This is a genomic window from Phytopseudomonas straminea (genome assembly GCF_900112645.1).
In the GTDB taxonomy this organism is placed as follows: Bacteria; Pseudomonadota; Gammaproteobacteria; order Pseudomonadales; family Pseudomonadaceae; genus Aquipseudomonas; species Aquipseudomonas straminea.
The window spans coordinates 68,912-85,780 of sequence record NZ_FOMO01000011.1 but is presented as its reverse complement, the minus strand read 5'-3'; the positions used below and the strand labels follow the sequence as shown (position 1 = coordinate 85,780).

The window sequence follows — 16,869 nt, the reverse complement described above, 5'->3', positions numbered from 1 at the left end:
AACAATCATAAGCCGCCAGGAGCGCCCATGCCCGCCGCCACCACCACTCCACTTCCCCAACACTGCGACCTGCTGGTGGTCGGCTCGGGCGCCGCCGGGCTGGCCGCTGCGGTGACTGCAGCGTGGCATGGCCAGCGCGTGGTGCTGGTGGAAAAGGACGCCGTGTTCGGCGGCGCCACCGCCTGGTCCGGAGGTTGGGCCTGGGTTCCGCGCAACCCGCTGGCGCAGCGGGCCGGCATCCAGGAAGACATCGAGCAGCCGCTCACCTACCTGCGCCACGAGCTGGGCGAGCATTTCGACGAAACGCGGGTCAGGGCCTTTCTCGACGCCTGCCCGCAGATGGTGGCGTTCTTCGAACGGCACACCGCCCTGCAGTTCGCCGACGGCAACGGCATTCCCGACATGCATGGCGACACGCCCGGCGCCGCCACCGGCGGCCATCAGGTGATCGCCGCGCCCTATGACGGCCGCGAAGTGCTCGACCTGCTACCGCGCCTGCGCAGGACGCTGCGCGAAACCTCGTTCATGGGCATGCCGATCATGGCCGGCGCCGACCTGGCCGCCTTCCTGAGCATGACCCGCTCACCGAGAGCGCTGTGGCACGTGACCCGTCGTTTCGCCGCCCACCTCTATCACCTGGCCCGTTATGGCCGCGCCATGCACCTGGTCAACGGCGTCGCGCTGGTGGCCCGGCTGGCCCGCTCGGCCGCCGACCTGGGCGTGACGATGATCGAGTCGGCACCGGTGATCAGCCTGCATCAGCAAGATGGCCGTATCAGCGGCGCCACGCTGCGCCGTGCGGACGGCGAGCACTTCATCGGTGCCCGTGCCGTGGTGCTGGCGGCCGGCGGTTTCCCCAACGATCCGCGGCGGCGCCAGCAGCTGTTTCCCCGCGATGTCAGCGGCGCGGACAACCTGGCCCTGCCGCCAACCGCCTGCTCCGGCGATGGCCTGCGCCTGGGCGAAGCGCTGGGTGCCCAGGTCGATACCCGGCTGAAATCGCCGGTCGCCTGGGCACCGGTGTCCCGGGTGCCGCACCGCGACGGCAGCATCGGCCACTTCCCGCACATCATCGAGCGCGGCAAGCCCGGCATCATCGGCGTGCTGGCCAGCGGCAAGCGCTTCGTCAACGAAGCCCACGGCTACTACGACTACGTGGCGGCGATGGTCGAACAGGTGCCCGAGGACCAGCCGGTGTGTTCCTGGCTGATCTGCGATCATCGCTTCCAGCGCCGCTACGGCCTGGGTTTCGCCCGCCCGGCGCCCGTACCACTGTGGGCGATGCTGCGTAGCGGCTACCTGAAACGTGCGGCGACCATCGAGCAGCTGGCGCTCGACTGCGGCATCGACCCGATGGGCCTGGCGAGCACGGTGGCCACTTTCAACCAACATGCCCGCAACGGCGAAGACCCGCAGTTCGGCCGCGGCAGCACCGCCTTCAACCGCAAACAAGGCGACCCGCTGCACCCTGGCGCCAACCCCTGCGTGGCGCCTATCGAGCATGGCCCGTTCTACGCGGTGAAGGTGCAGCCCGGCTGTTTCGGCACCTTCGCCGGCCTGAAGACCGACGGCAGCGCCCGGGTGCTGGATGCCGATGGCCAGCCGATCCCTGGCCTCTACGCCGCCGGCAGCGACATGGCCAGCGTGTTCGGCGGTCACTATCCCTCAGGCGGCATCAACCTGGGCCCGGCACTGACCTTCGGCTACGTCGCGGCCCGGCATGCGGCGGGCGTCAGTGAGTACGAGTAATCGCCGGACAACAAAAAGCCCCGCTTGGCAAGCTGTGTGAAAACGTAGCGAGCGACGGTCAGGCAAGGCAAAAACCGGCGAAAAAGCGCAGTTTACGTGCTGTAAATGAGCATTTTGATTGGACTCGCATCCGAGCCGGTTTTTTACGCAGCATGACCGAGCGCAGTAGTTTTCACACAGTCTGTTGGGTGGGCTCTGCAGATCGCTACGATGTCAGGCCTTGTTCAGCGACTCGACGCCGACTTCGTCCCACAACTCTTCGGCCAGGTGGAAGGTGGCGTTGGCTGCCGGAATGCCGCAGTAAATCGCGCTCTGCATGATCACTTCCTTGATTTCCTCGCGGGTCACGCCGTTGTTCTTGGCGGCCTTGAGGTGCAGCTTCAACTCGCCCTCGCGGTTCATGCCGATCAACATGGCAATGGTGATCAGGCTGCGGGTGTGGCGCGGCAACCCCGGGCGCGTCCAGATGTCGCCCCAGGCGTGGCGGGTGATCATCTCCTGGAATTCTTCGTTGAACGGCGTCAGTTTTTCCAGGCTGCGGTCGACGTGGGCATCGCCCAGCACCGCACGGCGCACCTGCATGCCGGCGTCGTAGCGTTGTTTCTCGTCCATCGGTGGCTCCATTTCTCTTCACGGCGTGGGCGTGCGACGACGCCCACGCACTGCAGGCTCAATTGGTTTGCAGAAAGCTCAGCACGCGCCTGGTGAACAGTTCACCAGCCTGCACGTTGGACAGGTGCGCAGCATCGAACTCGACCAGCTCGGCGCCCGGAATACGCTCTTGCATGAAGCGACCGTGTTCGGGCGTGGTCACCGCATCACCGGTGCCGCATACGATCAGGGTCGGCACGTCGATCGTGGCGATCTGCTCGCGGTAGTCGGCATCGCGCACCGCTGCACAGTTACCGGCATAGCCCTGGGGCGAGGTCTGCGCCAGCATGGTGACGATCGGCTCGACCTTCTCCGGCTGGGCCTTGGCGAACGGCGCGGTGAACCAGCGCTCGATGGAGGCATCACGCAGGTCGCGCATGGCCTTCTCGCCACCCTTGAGCACGGTGTCGATGCGGGTGTTCCACACCTCGTCGGTGCCGATCTTGGCGCCGGTGTTGCACAGCACCAGGCGATCCAGGCGCGAGGCGGCGTTGATCGCCAGCCACTGGCCGATCAGCCCGCCCATGGACAGACCGCAGAAGTGCACCTTGTCGATGTTCAGGGCATCGAGCAGTGCCAGCACGTCGCGGCCGTTCTGCTCGATGCTGTAGAAGCCCGGCGTGACCAGCGACTGGCCATGGCCACGGGTGTCATAACGCAGCACCCGGAAGTGCTCGGTGAACGCCGGAATCTGCGCATCCCACATGTGCAGGTTGGTGCCCAGAGAATTGGACAACACCAGCACCGGTGCGTCGGCCGGGCCTTCTAGCAGGTAGTTCAGGTCGCCATCGGCGAGGGAAACGACAGGCATGACAATCTCCTAACGGGAAAACGGTTCAGTGATTCGCGCTGCGGTGCAGGGCCACGGCGCGATCGACCCAGCGCTGCGCCTGGCCCAGGTAATGGGCCGGATCGAGCAGGCGGTCCAGCTCATCGGCGGACAGTTGGGCGCTGACCTCGGCGTTGGCGTCGAGTACGGCGCGCAGGTGTGCCCCCTCCTTCACCGCCTGCTTGCAGCATTGCTCGACAAGATGGTGGGCAGCGTCACGACCGATGCGTTGCGCCAGGGCGATGCTCACCGCCTCGGCCAGCACCAGGCCGCGGGTCAATTCGAGGTTGGTGGCCATGCGCTCGGCGTCCACTTCCAGGCCCGGCACCAGGATCAGCGCCTGCTGCAGGGCGCCGGAGACCAGGCAGCATAGCTCCGGCAGCGTCTCCCACTCGGCGTGCCACAACCCCAGGCTGCGCTCGTGCTCTTGGGGCATGGCCGCGAACATGGTGGCGACCAGCCCGGGCGCGCGGGTGGCGGCGCCGATCAACACCGCCGCGCCCACCGGGTTGCGCTTGTGCGGCATGGTCGAGGAGCCGCCCTTGCCCGGCGCCGAGGGCTCGAACAGCTCGCCGGCTTCGGTCTGCATCAGCAGGCTGAGGTCGCGGCCCAGCTTGCCCAGGCTGCCGGCGATCAGGCCGAGCAGGCTGGCGAACTCGACCAGGCGATCACGCTGGGTGTGCCAGGGCTGCTCGGGCAGTTGCAGGTCCAGTTCGGCGGCCAGCGCACCGGCCACCGGCCAGGCCTTGTCACCCAATGCGGCCAGGCTGCCCGAGGCGCCGCCGAACTGCAGGCACAGCAGGCGCGGTTTGATTTCGTCGAGGCGCTGGCGATGACGATCGATGGCGCCCAGCCAGCCTGCGATCTTCATGCCCAGGGTCACCGGCGTGGCATGCTGCAGCCAGGTGCGCCCGGCCATGGGCGTTGCCGCATGACACTGGGCCTGCGTGGCCAGTTGTCTGCTCAGGGCGTCCAGATCCTTTTCCAGCAGATCGATGGCCGCGCGCAGCTGCAGCACCAGGCCGCTGTCCATGGCGTCCTGACTGGTGGCGCCCAGATGCACGTAGCGCTCGGCCTCGGGGTTGCTCGCCGCGATACGCTTGCCCAGCGCCTTGACCAGCGGAATCGCCGAGTTGCCAGCGCTGCCGATGGCCACCGCCAACGCGTCGAAGTCGTAGAGTTCGGCGCGGCAAGCCGCCTCGATCTCGGCGACCACCGCCTGCGGGATCACCCCGGCCGCCGCTTCGGCCCGGGCCAGCGCTGCCTCGAAGTCGAGCATGCCCTGCACACGCCCCTGATCGCTGAACACCTGGCGCATCGGCGCACCCGTGAAATAGGCATCGAACAGCTGGCTAGCGGGCCTTGAACTCATACAGCGAACACTCCGTGGTCAATGATCGTGGTGCAGGTAACTGGCCTGGCGCGGCAGGCGCAGGCTGACCAGAAAGGCCAGCACCATCATGCCTGATACGTACCAATAGAAGGTCTGTTCCATGCCGATGGATTTCAGTCCCAGGGCAACGTATTCCGCCGAGCCGCCGAACAATGCGTTGGCCACCGCGTAAGCCAGGCCGACGCCCAGGGCGCGCACCTCCGGCGGGAACATCTCGGCCTTCACCAGACCGCTGATCGAGGTATACAGGCTGACGATGGCCAGCGCCGCGATGATCAGCAGAAAGGCCATCACCGGGCTCTGCACGGTGTGCAGCAAGGCCAGGATCGGCCAGGTGCAGATCGCACCGAGGGCGCCGAACCAGAGCATCGAGGCGCGGCGCCCGATACGGTCGGACAGCGCACCGAACAGCGGCTGCATGAGCATGAACAGGAACAGTGCGCCGGTCATGATGCCGCTGGCGGTCTTGGCGCTCATGCCGGCCGAGTTGACCAGGTACTTCTGCATGTAGGTGGTAAAGGTGTAGAAGATCAGCGAGCCACCGGCGGTGTAGCCCAGCACGGTGAAGAACGCGGCCTTGTGGTGCTTGAACAGGTAGGCGACGCTGCCCGATTCCTTGTTGCCGATCTGGTCTTGCTTGGCGGTTTCGTCCAGCGAGCGACGCAGATAGAAAGCCACCACTGCCGCCATGGCGCCGATCACGAATGGGATGCGCCAGCCCCAGGCCCGCAGCTCGTCTTCACTGAGCGCCTGCTGCAGGATCACCACCACCAGCACGGCCAGCAACTGGCCGCCAATCAGGGTGACGTACTGGAACGAGGCGTAAAAGCCGCGTTGGCCCTTGAGCGCCACTTCGCTCATGTAGGTGGCGGTGGTGCCATACTCGCCACCCACCGACAGGCCCTGGAACAGCCGCGCCAGCAACAGCAGCGCAGGCGCCAGGGTGCCGATGCTGCTGTAGGTGGGCAGGCAGGCGATGGCCAACGAGCCCAGGCACATCATCAGCACCGAGATCATCATCGAGACCTTGCGGCCGTATTTGTCCGCCACACGGCCAAATACCCAGCCGCCGATTGGCCGCATCAGAAAGCCGGCAGCGAAAACGCCAGCGGTATTGAGCAACTGCACGGTGGGGTCGTCGGAAGGAAAAAAGGCCGGCGCGAAGTAGATCGCGCAGAAGGCATACACGTAAAAGTCGAACCATTCGACCAGGTTGCCCGACGAGGCACCAACGATGGCGAAGATGCGCTTGCGGCGCTCTTCCGGGCTGTAGTTGGGGGCTTCGTACGCCGTGCTGGTATCAGTAGTCATTGTGGATACTCACTGGTAGGAAACGGAACGATCCCTACTCCGACCCCATCTGTAACCAAATGATTCGTCATTTTAGGTCGCTCATCCCCACCGGGGCACGGGGTCGTGGACCGTGACCTGGTGAGGACAAACGAAACTTCGAAAATCGCCTTAGCAATAGAGCTGATAGCTTGGTCATGATCCTGGGAGCGGGCCATGCCCGCGAATCGGGCGCATGGCGCCCCCCCACAGGATATGCGGCCGACCTCGAAACGTAGCCGTAGGGTGGACGACGCTTCACCTACGCGGCCCGCCCCGTCCACCGCCGCAATCGCAATGGTGGATGAAAAAGCACCATCCACCCTACGAGGCTACCAAGACAAACGGCCGATTCCGCGATCAAACCCGCTCGATAGCCAATGCCAGCCCCTGCCCCACGCCCACGCACATGGTCGCCAGGCCGAGCTTGCCGCCGGTCTTTTCCAGATGGTGCACCGCGGTCAGCACCAGGCGGTTGCCGCTCATGCCCAGCGGGTGGCCGAGGGCGATGGCGCCGCCGTTCGGGTTGACCTTGGGGCTGTCGTCCGGCAGACCGAGGTCGCGGGTCACTGCCAGGCCCTGGGCCGCGAAGGCTTCGTTCAGCTCGATCACGTCGAAGGCATCGATGTCCAGATTCAGGCGCGTCAGCAGCTTGCGCACCGCCGGCACCGGGCCGACGCCCATGATGCGCGGGGCAACGCCGCCGCTGGCCATGCCCAGCACTTTGGCACGGGGCTTGAGGCCGTACTGTTCAACGGCTTCGGCCGAGGCCAGGATCATCGCCGAGGCGCCATCGTTGAGGCCCGAGGCGTTGCCGGCGGTGACGGTCTTGTCGGGGCCGTTGACCGGTTTGAGCTTGGCCAGGCCTTCGGCCGTGGTGTCGGCACGCGGGTGCTCGTCACGGTCGACGACGATCTCGCCCTTCTTGGTCTTGATCACCACCGGGACGATCTCCTCGGCGTAGTAACCGGCTTCCTGGGCCGCCGCTGCACGCTGCTGGCTGCGCAGGCCGAAGGCGTCCTGGTCGGCACGGCTGACGCCATAGTCCTCGGCAACGTTGTCACCGGTGACCGGCATCGGGTCGACGCCGTACTGTTCTTTCATCGCCGGGTTGACGAAGCGCCAGCCCAGGGTGGTGTCTTCCAGCTTCTGGCCGCGGCCAAAGGCGCTGTCTGCCTTGCCCATCACGTAGGGCGCGCGGGTCATCGACTCGACGCCGGCAGCAATGGCCAGTTCCATTTCGCCCGAGGCGATGGCGCGGAACGCAGCCCCCACCGCTTCCATACCCGAGGCGCACAGGCGGTTGAGGGTCACGCCCGGCACGGTTTCCGGCAGGCCGGCGAGCAGCAGCGCCATCCGCGCGACGTTGCGGTTGTCTTCGCCGGACTGGTTGGCGCAGCCCATGAAAACCTCATCGACCGCCGACCAATCGACTTGCGGGTTACGCTCGATCAGGGCCTTGAGCGGGATCGCTGCCAGGTCGTCGGCACGCACCGCGGACAGCGCGCCGTTGAGGCGACCAATCGGCGTGCGGATGGCGTCGCAGATGAAGACTTCGCGGCTCATTCGTCACCTCCTTTCTGGCCGTGGGCCTCGGCGGTGCGCGCTTCCAGGTCACGCAGCGCAGCCAGCTCCTCGGCTTTCGGCGCCTCGGTGGTGGTCACGTTGTCGGCGAAACGGATCTGCCAGCCGGTGTTCTCGATCACCTGCTCACGGGTCACGCCCGGGTGCAGCGAAGTGACGATGAATTCGTTGCTGCCGGCTTCCGGCTCCATGATGCACAGGTCGGTGATGATCGCCACCGGGCCGTCACCCGGCAGGCCGAGACGCTTGCGATGATCACCGCCCTCGCCGTGGCCGACCGAGGTGATGAACGCCAGCTTGTCGACGAAAGTGCGGTGACCCTGTTTGAGGATGATCAGCACTTTCTTGGCACTGCCGGCAATCTCCGGTGCGCCACCGGCGCCCGGCAGACGAACTTTCGGCGCGTGGTAGTCGCCAATCACGGTGGTGTTGATGTTGCCGAACTTGTCGACCTGGGCGGCGCCGAGGAAGCCGACGTCGATGCGCCCGCCCTGCAGCCAGTAGCGGAAGATTTCGCCGGTCGGCACCACGGTGTCGGCGGTTTCCGCCAGCTCGCCGTCACCGATGGACAGCGGCAGCACGCTCGGCTTTGCACCGATCGGGCCGGATTCATAGATCAGCACCACTTCCGGGGCATGGGTCAGACGCGCCAGGTTGGCGGCCTTGGACGGCAGGCCGATGCCGACGAAGCAGACGCTGCCATTGCCGAGGCGGCGTGCGGCGGCCACGGTCATCATTTCATTGGTGTTGAAATCGCTCATCACTTGGCCTCCCCATTAACCTTCGCCTGGTATTGCGCAAAATCCTCGGTGCCACGGATGTATTCGTCGATCCAGGCGGTGAAGGTTTCACGGCCGCGGGCAATCGGGTCCCAGGCCTGGTAGAAGCGGTTGTCGCGCTCATAATAACCGTGGGCGTAGGACGGATGGGCGCCACCGGGTACCACGCAGACCGCGGTGATGGCCCAGGTCGGCAGCACGCAGGCGTTCATCGGTGCCTCAAGGTCGTCGACGATTTCTTCGACAGTGACGATGCAGCGCTTGGCCGCCAGAGCCGCTTCCTTCTGCACGCCAAGGATGCCCTGGATCAGCACGTTACCCTTGCGATCGGCCTTCTGCGCGTGGATCACGGTGACGTCCGGGCGAACGCTCGGCACCGCTGCCAGCTTCTCGCCGGTGAACGGGCATTCGATGAACTTGATGTCCGGGTTGACCTTGACCAGGTCCGAGCCCTGATAGCCGCGCAGCACCGCAAATGGCAGGTTGGAGGCGCCGGAGACGTAGGCATTGGCCATGGCGGCGTGGCTGTGTTCGCTGATTTCCAGCTTGTGCGGCCAGTGTTTCTCGACGGCGTCACGCAGGCGGTGCAGCGAACCGACACCGGGGTTGCCGCCCCAGGAGAACACCAGCTTCTTGGCGCAACCGGCACCGATCAACAGATCGTAGACCAGGTCGGGGGTCATGCGCACAAGGGTCAGATCCTTCTTGTTCTGACGGATCAGCTCGTGGGAAGCAGCGGTCGGAATCAGGTGGGTGAAGCCTTCGAGGGCAACGGTGTCGCCATCGTGAACGAAGCGTTCGACCGCTTCGCGCAGGGAGAGAATCTCAGCCATGGTCGTTCTCGTCTTGTTGCTCTGGGTGCTGGGCGGCGGGTGTGCCGTATGGTCACAAGGTACTCACCCAATAGCCTGCTAACAATCCGATAATCGACTATCCGTTCGATAATCGAACGAGACTTGTGTTCGCCTTTTAGCGGTTGCGCTTGTAGGTCTCAGACGGCAGCTCACCAAAGCGGCGACGGTAGGCTTCGGCGAAGCGACCCAGGTGCAGGAAGCCGTGATCCAGGGCGATTTCGGTGACGCTGCGCACCGCGCTTGCTGGGTCGAGCAGCTGGGCGTGGATTCTGTCGAGCTTGCGCTGGCGCACGTAATCCCTGGGGCTGATGCCGGCGTGGCGCTCGAACAGCGCATACAGCGAACGCTCGCTGACCCTTGCTACGGCCAACAGCTGCTCGATGCCGATGTCCTGGGTGAGGTTCTGCTCGATGTAATCGACCACCTGCTCGAACGAGCTGGTCTGAGCCCGGGGCTGCACGCGCTGCACATTATTGCCGAGCAGACCGAGCAGCTTGCTGGCGATGATGCGCACGTAATGCTCCTGCACCTGGGGCATGCTGGAGGCCGCTTCGGCTTCCTGGCAGATCAGCATCAGCAGGTTGGAAAAGCCTTCCAGCTCGCGCATGTCGTGGCGCGCGGCGGTAAAGCGAATACCGCTTTGCGGCAGCATCCAGCGGTTTTCCAGGCAGGTGTTCTCGAACAGGCTGACCGGCAGCTTGACGATGAATTTCTCGCAGTCGGCCGAATAGGTCAGGTCCACCGGGTCGTCCGGGTTGATCAGTAGCAACTCGCCGGGCACGAAGAAGTGCTCCTGGCCGCGGTACTGCGAACGGCAGTTGCCCTTGAGCAGTACCTGCAGGTGATAGATGGTTTCCAGCGCCGGCGAGGTGACGCGCACGCTGCCGCCATAACTGATGCGGCACAGGTCGAGGCTGGCGAACTTGCGGTGATTGAGGCTCGCTTCGGGAAAACCCGTGGTCGGCAGGCGAATGCAATGGGCACCGACGTGCTGATTGACGTAGTCGGACACCGCGTAAGGGTCGGCGCGCTCGAACACCTGGCTGCGCGCGCTCAGCAGGAAATCGCTCATCATCAGGCCTCGTTGTTTTTCTTATAAGGCTGAATCGCCGTCATCGGGCAATCCACTAATCGTCCGGCGATTCTAACCATCCCCCTGGCAGGCGATACGCCAGCGTGACAAAGGGTTACATCTCTTTCGCCGCCATTCAGTGTGACCGTTCAATGCAGGATGCCGCGCGGCCCCTCGCCTGCCAGGCAAGGCAGACGAACGGCAGCGCGGCACCTCGCCCTGCTGGGCGGCGCGGGGCTTATACCTCCAGCGCGCGAACCCGCTCGTGGCGTTTCTGCGCCTTGGGCTCGGTGGTGGACTGCAGGGTGAAATCGAACTCGATTTCGGCGAAGCGACCTTCAACACCATGGGCTTTGGCGCGTTCGGCATCGTCGAAGAAGTCGATATTGGCGATAAGCTCGTCGCGCGTGGCGTAGGCGAAGTCGTCGTGCAGGTACTTGTCGCCATCCAGGTTGATCTGGGTGGTCAGGTGGCGATGGCCGGGCGCGGAAATGAAGAAGTGCACGTGGGCCGGGCGCTGGCCATGGCGGCCGAGCTGGTCGAGCAGCTGCTGGGTCGGGCCATCGGGCGGGCAGCCATAGCCGGACGGCACGATGCTGCGGAAACGATAACGGCCTTCGGCGTCGGTCTCGATGCGGCGGCGCAGGTTGAACTCCGATTGCGCCGGGTCGAAATACGAATAGGTGCCACGGGTATTGGCATGCCATACGTCGACGATGGCACCAGCCAACGGCTTACCGTTGGTGTCGAACACCTGCCCCTGCATGAACAGCGGCGTGCCAGCATCAGTGCCGTCGTCCAGGCGCGCTTCGCCCTTGCTCAGCGGCGCGCCGGCCACGTAAAGCGGGCCTTCGATGGTGCGCGGGGTGCCGCCGGTGTGGCCGGCCTCTTCGTCCTCGGCGTCCATCAGCATGTCCAGGTAGTGCTCGACACCGAGGCCGGCGACCACCAGCCCGGCTTCCTGCCGTGCGCCGAGCTCGTTCAGGTAGTTGACCGCTTTCCAGAATTCTTCCGGGGTGATCTGCAGGTCTTCGATGATCTTGGCCGTGTCATTGAGTACACGGTGAATCACCGTCTTCATACGGGCATTGCCCTTGTCGTTGGTGAAGCCGGCGGCATCTTCGAAGAACTTCTGCACTTCGACGGTCTGGGCGATACGTACGGTCATGGCGTGTTTCCTCATCTTGTTGTTGTGGTGATCGGATCAGGCGAGTGATGGCGCCGATCAGCGATCGTCATCGTGGATCGAGGACGGGTGGCGACACAGCGCCATGACCTCGATGTCCATGTACGGGTACAGCGGCAGCTGCATCAGCGTGTCATGCAGGGCCTGGGCGTCGGCCACGTCGAAAATGCTGACATTGGCGTAAAGCCCGGCGATGCGCCACAGGTGACGCCAGGTGCCTTCGCGCTGCAGGCGCTGGGCCAGTTCCTTTTCGTCGGCCTTGAGGCGGGCGGCCTGCTCGGCCGGCATGTCGGTGGGCAGTTTGACGGTCATGCGCACGTGAAACAGCATGGCTTTCTCCTTGTGGGTTCGGTTCAGCGGCGGCTAAAGCGCTGCAGGCGTTCTTCGTCCAGGCTCACACCGAGGCCCGGCGTGGTCGGGATCTTCAGTTCGAAATCGCGGTACACCGGCACGTCGACGAGGATGTCCTCGGTCAGCAGCAGCGGGCCGAACAGTTCGGTGTGCCATTCCAGCTTGCTGAGCGTGGCGAAGGCATGGGCCGAGGCCAGGGTGCCGACGCTGCCTTCGAGCATGGTGCCGCCGTACAGGCCGATGCCCGCCGCTTCAGCGATATAGGCACTACGCAGCACCGCACGCGGGCCGCCGTTCTTGGCAATCTTCAGGGCGAATACCGGCGCGGCGCCGCCGCGGGCCAGGTTGAAGCTGTCCTCGACGCTCTCGATGGCTTCGTCGGCCATGATCGGCGCCGGGCTGCGGGCGCTGACGCGGGCCTGGGCCAGCACGTCCTGACGCGGAATGGGCTGCTCGATCAGGTCGACACCGGCATCGCCGAGGGCCTGGCAGGCGCGAATGGCCACCGCCTCGCTCCACGCCTGATTGACGTCCACCCGCACGCTGGCGCGGTCGCCCAGGGCACGCTTGATCGCCGCCACGTGGGCGATGTCCAGCGCCGCCTCGCGGCTGCCGATCTTCAGCTTGAAAACCCGATGACGACGCAGGTCGAGCATGCGCTCGGCTTCGTCGATGTCCTTGGCGGTATCGCCGCTGGCCAATGTCCAGGCCACTTCCAGGCCATCGCGCACGCGGCCGCCGAGCAATTCGGCAACCGGCAGACCAAGGCGCTTGCCCTGGGCATCGAGCAGCGCGGTTTCCACCGCAGAGCGGGCGAAGGTGTTGGCGCGTACGCTGCGGTCGATGCGCAGCATGGCGGCATTGATGTTGCCGGCCGGCTGGCCGATCAGCAGCGGCGCAAAATAGGTATCGATGTTGGTCTTGATGCTTTCCGGGCTTTCCCCGGCATAGGCCAGGCCGCCGATGGTGGTGGCTTCACCGACGCCTTCAATACCGTCGCTGCAGCGCAGGCGCAGAATCACCAGGGTCTGCTGCTGCATGGTGTGCATAGCCAGCTTGTGCGGGCGAATGGTGGGCAGGTCGACGATCAGGGTGTCGAGGCTTTCGATCAGCGGAAGGCTCATGGGCGATGATCCGTGTGCAGGTCAATGCCACGGGCCGATGCCAGGGAACCGGCGCGCTGTGGCGCCTCGTTCACAGGGCCGGCCAGCAGCGGGAGAGAAGAACAAAGGATGCGAGTGAGCACGAGCATATCCTTGAGGTTTTATTTTTGTCTGGGCACAGATTGACCTCAGCAAATAGGCCAGTCCAATATTGAATCGGTCTGGTTTCATACCCTGGAGGTATCATGGAGCTGCGCCATTTGCGTTACTTCCGCGTGCTGGCGGAAACGCTCAATTTCACCCGTGCGGCCGAACGCCTGCATATCGCCCAGCCGCCGCTGAGCCGGCAGATTCAGCAACTGGAGGACGAATTGGGGGTGGCCTTGATCGAGCGCGGCAGGCCGCTGCGCCTGACCGAAGCAGGGCGCTTCTTCTATGAGCATTCCGTACAGCTGCTCGAACAACTGGGCCGCGTCAGCGACGACACCCGGCGCATCGCCGAAGGCCAGCGGCGCTGGTTCGGCATCGGCTTCGCGCCTTCCACACTGTATGGCGCGCTGCCGGAACTGATTCGCCAGCTACGTGGCGAAGCGGCCATCGAACTGGGTTTGTCCGAGCTGACCACCTTGCCACAGGTGGAAGCGCTCAAGCGCGGCCGTATCGATATCGGCTTCGGGCGCATTCATATCGAGGATCCGGCCATCGTCCAGGAAGTGATCCGCCAGGACCCGCTGGTCGCCGCCCTGCCCGCCGGCCATCGATTGCTGGTCGCTCCGGCTTCGCTGGAGGAACTGGCCCGCGAGCCGTTCGTGCTCTACCCTGCCTCGCCACGGCCCAGCTACGCCGACCATGTGCTGGCGCTGTTCGCCCGTGACGACCTGAAGATTCGCGTGGCGCAGATGACCAACGAATTGCAGACCGCCATCGGCCTGGTATCCGCCGGCATCGGCATCAGCCTGGTACCCGCCTCGGTGCAACGCCTGCACCGCGACGATATCGGCTACACGCCATTGCTCGACGCCAGTGCCACGTCACCCATCGTGATCAGCTACCGCAAGGACGATAATTCGCCACTGCTCAGGCGCTGCCTGAAGCTGGTGAAGAATCTGGATAGTGAGTAAGAGCGATTGGCAGGCCGAGTTGCCAAGCCCATTGGCACGAAAAGCATCGCGGGCATGGACTGGGCGTCCCCGCCCGCTCCCACGGATGCTGTTCTCCAGCCCGTAGGATGGGTGGAACCCATCAAACTGCGATGGGTTCCACCCATCCTACGACTACGCGGCTCGCCCCATCCTACGATTGGGCCCAATGAACCACGGCTATCGACGCCCCTGTGGGAGCGCGCCATGCGCGCGAAAAAATCGCGCCAGCGCCTCAGAGCAACGTCCAGGTGTACGAAAGGATCAGCCGGTTCTCGTCGATATCGCTACGGTAGTTGGAACGCGCTTCGACATTACGCACCCGCACACCCAGCCCCTTGAGCGCCCCGCTCTGCACCACGTAGCTGATATCCAGATCGCGTTCGCGATCCTTGCCTTCGAAGCCGCGACCAGTATCGACGTTGTTGCCGCGGATATAGCGCACCGTGGTAGTCAGACCGGGCAAGCCGAGGACGGCGAAGTCGTAGTCGTAACGGACCTGCCAGGAGCGCTCGTCGGTGTAGGCGAACTCGTAGGTCGGCACCTCGTTGCCCAGCGGCGTGACGTTGGCGAACACCCGCGGGAACGGGTTGTCGCCGAACATCGCCTGGTAGCCGACATAGAAGGTATGGCCGCCATGCTTGGCGGAAATCAGCGAGTAGAAGGCCTGGTTATCGATATCGCCAAGCAGCTTTTCGCCATCTTCATGGCTGTCGAAATAGCCAAGGTTGGCGCCCAGGGTCCAGGCGCCCAGTGGCTCGCTGTGCTTGAGGCCGACGAAACGCTGGTTGTAGATGTCCTCGAGCTGCGCGTACCACAGGCTGGCAGTGGTGCGTTTGTCGTTGAAGGCGTAATCGGCGCCCACATAGTTGAACGCATCGCTGCTGACCTGGCGCTGCGGCACATGGCCGAGCATGGCCTGCAGTTTGTCGTCGCCGGCTTCGTTGCGCAGGCTGGTGGAACGCAGATGGCCGCCCTGCAAGGTCAAACCCTCGATCTCCCGCGACAGCAGCGAGGCGCCCTGGTAGCTCGGCGGCAGCAGGCGGATATCGCTGAAGGTCAGCACCGGCAGGTTGGGTTGCAGCTCGCCGACACGCAGTTCGGTCTGCGAGTAATGGGCCTTCAGCGCCACCCCGAGACGGCTGTATTCATCGGCGGCTTGGCCGTTGTCGCGCACCGGCAGCAACCCGGTATTGACCCGATCCCGGCTGCTGTCGAGCTTGATACCAAGCAGCCCCTGGGCGTCCAGGCCAAAGCCGAGCGCACCCGGCGTGTAGCCGGACTTGAAATCGAGGATAAAGCCCTGGGCCCACTCCTCGGCCTTGGATTGTCGGTTGGCACCGACGATGTCGGAGAAGTCCCGGCTGAAGTAGTAATTGCGCGCCTGCAGGGTCGCGCTGGCGCCGTCGATGAAGCCCTCGCCCGCGGCCTGTACGGCAGCCGGCAGGCTCAGCACGCTTAGGGAAAATACGCACAAGGTAGTCTGATGTTTACTCATGATTGCTCTGCTCTTGTTGTTATTGCATGGGTACAACGGCGCCCCAAGCCAAACAGCGCGGAGAGCCGGATCAGGAAAATCGGGGTTCAGCGAGTCTCTTGAGCGGGCCTGGAACGCACGGCCTGCTCGGTGGCGGGCGCGGTTCCATGAGTCAGCAGCCAATGGGCGAACAGTCCGAAGATCAGCCCCCAGAACGCCGCCGACAGACCGAGAAAGGACATGCCCGAGGCGGTGACCAGAAAGGCCACCAGCGCCGCTTCACGCTCTTGCGGCACGGCCATGGCCCCGGCCAGCGAAGCCGAAATCGCGCCGAACAGTGCGAGCCCCGCCAACGCCGCCACCAGCGCCTGGGGAAAGGCGGTGAACAGGCTGACCAGGGTTGCCCCGAACAGGCCGAACAGCAGATAGAACACTCCACCGACTACACCGGCCACATAGCGACGCTCGGGCCGCTCATGGGCCTCACGGCCAGTACAGATCGCCGCGGTAATCGCCCCCAGCGCCAGGCCATGGCAGGCAAAGGGCGCCAGCAGCAAGCTGCCCAGGCCACAGCCCGCCAGCAACGGCCGCGCCGGCACGCCTACGTAACCGCTACTGCGCAGCAAAGCCATGCCGGGTATGAACTGCCCGGTCAGCGCCACCACCGCCAGCGGTACGCCGATGTTGAGCATCGCCGTCAGGGAGAACTGCGGGGTGATCCACACCGGCGTGGCCAGGCCGATCACCCAGGCGTCGGCGCTCAACTCGCCGCGGCCGATCACCAACCCGACACCGACCAGCAACACCGCCAGTACCGCGTAGCGCGGCGACAGGCGCTTGCACACCAGGTAGGTGACGAACATCGCCAGCACCAGCAGCGGCTGTTCCTGCAGCGAGGTGAACAGCGCACTGCCGAAGCTGAACAGAATGCCCGCCAGCATCGCCGCACACACCGACAGCGGTAGCCGTGCGACCAGTTTGTCGAAGGCGCCGCTGAGGCCCACCACCAGCACGATCAGGTTGGCTACCAGGTAGGCGCCCACCGCCTCGCCGAGACTCACCTGCGGCAACAGACTGACCAGCAGCGCCGAGCCCGGCGCCGACCAGGCGATCACCACCGGCGCCCGGTAGCGCAGGCTGAGCACGATGCCCAGCACACCGCTGCCGATGCTGATCGCCCAGATCCACGACGACAGCACCTCGGCCGGCAGACCTGCCGTGCGCGCCGCCTGGAAGATGATCACCAGCGGCCCGGCATAGGAAATCACCGTGGCAATAAAGCCGGCGACGGGCGCCGACAGCGACATGTCCTTCAGCGTCATTGCTTCGCTCCATCAAACGGGCGGCCGCAGCCGCTCCCCGTTCACCGACAA

The 16,869-nt window shown here is 64.9% G+C and carries 15 protein-coding genes; 2 read left to right on the top strand and 13 right to left on the bottom strand.

What is annotated here, in order from left to right:
• The first annotated feature begins 27 nt into the window (after positions 1-27).
• Entirely contained in the window at positions 28-1,749 is a 1,722-nt protein-coding gene (locus BM279_RS20680; protein ID WP_093506904.1) for an FAD-dependent oxidoreductase, read from the top strand.
• A gap of 213 nt (positions 1,750-1,962) precedes the next feature.
• Here the strand turns inward: BM279_RS20680 and pcaC are convergent, their stop codons facing one another.
• From pcaC to BM279_RS20625, 11 genes are all read right to left on the bottom strand, one after another.
• Positions 1,963-2,361 (bottom strand): 4-carboxymuconolactone decarboxylase, encoded by a 399-nt coding sequence (gene pcaC, locus BM279_RS20675; protein ID WP_027910639.1) that lies wholly within the window; start codon positions 2,359-2,361, stop codon positions 1,963-1,965.
• 58 nt (positions 2,362-2,419) lie between these two features.
• A complete protein-coding gene (pcaD, locus tag BM279_RS20670) occupies positions 2,420-3,211 on the bottom strand; it encodes a 3-oxoadipate enol-lactonase (RefSeq protein WP_093506901.1) in 792 nt (263 codons plus the stop codon).
• Positions 3,212-3,236: 25 nt separating this feature from the next.
• Complete coding sequence (locus tag BM279_RS20665; protein WP_093506899.1) at positions 3,237-4,601, bottom strand: 3-carboxy-cis,cis-muconate cycloisomerase; 1,365 nt, start codon at positions 4,599-4,601, stop codon at positions 3,237-3,239.
• Between the two features lie 18 nt (positions 4,602-4,619).
• Complete coding sequence (locus BM279_RS20660; RefSeq protein WP_093506897.1) at positions 4,620-5,933, bottom strand: MFS family transporter; 1,314 nt, start codon at positions 5,931-5,933, stop codon at positions 4,620-4,622.
• A gap of 378 nt (positions 5,934-6,311) precedes the next feature.
• A complete protein-coding gene (gene pcaF / locus BM279_RS20655) occupies positions 6,312-7,517 on the bottom strand; it encodes a 3-oxoadipyl-CoA thiolase (RefSeq protein ID WP_093506896.1) in 1,206 nt (401 codons plus the stop codon).
• Positions 7,514-8,296, bottom strand: coding sequence for a CoA-transferase subunit beta (locus BM279_RS20650; RefSeq protein ID WP_093506894.1), 783 nt, complete (start codon positions 8,294-8,296; stop codon positions 7,514-7,516). Before BM279_RS20650 ends, pcaF begins: the two co-directional genes overlap by 4 nt.
• Positions 8,296-9,147 carry a CoA transferase subunit A gene (locus tag BM279_RS20645; protein WP_093506892.1) on the bottom strand — a complete coding sequence of 284 codons (852 nt, stop codon included), beginning with the start codon at positions 9,145-9,147 and terminating at the stop codon, positions 8,296-8,298. The genes BM279_RS20650 and BM279_RS20645 overlap by 1 nt, the downstream gene beginning before the upstream one ends.
• Positions 9,148-9,283: 136 nt before the next feature.
• Complete coding sequence (locus tag BM279_RS20640; protein WP_093507005.1) at positions 9,284-10,240, bottom strand: AraC family transcriptional regulator; 957 nt, start codon at positions 10,238-10,240, stop codon at positions 9,284-9,286.
• 238 nt (positions 10,241-10,478) lie between these two features.
• Positions 10,479-11,408, bottom strand: a complete 930-nt coding sequence (gene catA, locus BM279_RS20635; protein WP_093506890.1) for a catechol 1,2-dioxygenase — start codon at positions 11,406-11,408, stop codon at positions 10,479-10,481.
• A gap of 57 nt (positions 11,409-11,465) precedes the next feature.
• Positions 11,466-11,756: a muconolactone Delta-isomerase gene (gene catC / locus BM279_RS20630; protein WP_074885032.1), complete on the bottom strand. Its 291-nt coding sequence runs from the start codon at positions 11,754-11,756 to the stop codon at positions 11,466-11,468.
• A 23-nt stretch (positions 11,757-11,779) separates the two neighbouring features.
• A complete protein-coding gene (locus tag BM279_RS20625; RefSeq protein WP_093506888.1) occupies positions 11,780-12,901 on the bottom strand; it encodes a muconate cycloisomerase family protein in 1,122 nt (373 codons plus the stop codon).
• A 224-nt stretch (positions 12,902-13,125) separates the two neighbouring features.
• Between BM279_RS20625 and BM279_RS20620 the strand changes: the two genes are divergently transcribed.
• Positions 13,126-14,001 carry a LysR family transcriptional regulator gene (locus BM279_RS20620; RefSeq protein ID WP_093506886.1) on the top strand — a complete coding sequence of 292 codons (876 nt, stop codon included), beginning with the start codon at positions 13,126-13,128 and terminating at the stop codon, positions 13,999-14,001.
• A gap of 253 nt (positions 14,002-14,254) precedes the next feature.
• Here the strand turns inward: BM279_RS20620 and BM279_RS20615 are convergent, their stop codons facing one another.
• Together BM279_RS20615 and BM279_RS20610 are read right to left on the bottom strand one after the other, a co-directional pair.
• Complete coding sequence (locus BM279_RS20615; RefSeq protein WP_093506883.1) at positions 14,255-15,517, bottom strand: OprD family porin; 1,263 nt, start codon at positions 15,515-15,517, stop codon at positions 14,255-14,257.
• 86 nt (positions 15,518-15,603) lie between these two features.
• On the bottom strand, positions 15,604-16,818 hold the full coding sequence (locus BM279_RS20610; protein ID WP_093506881.1) for a benzoate/H(+) symporter BenE family transporter: 1,215 nt from the start codon (positions 16,816-16,818) through the stop codon (positions 15,604-15,606).
• Between the last annotated feature and the right edge of the window lie 51 nt (positions 16,819-16,869).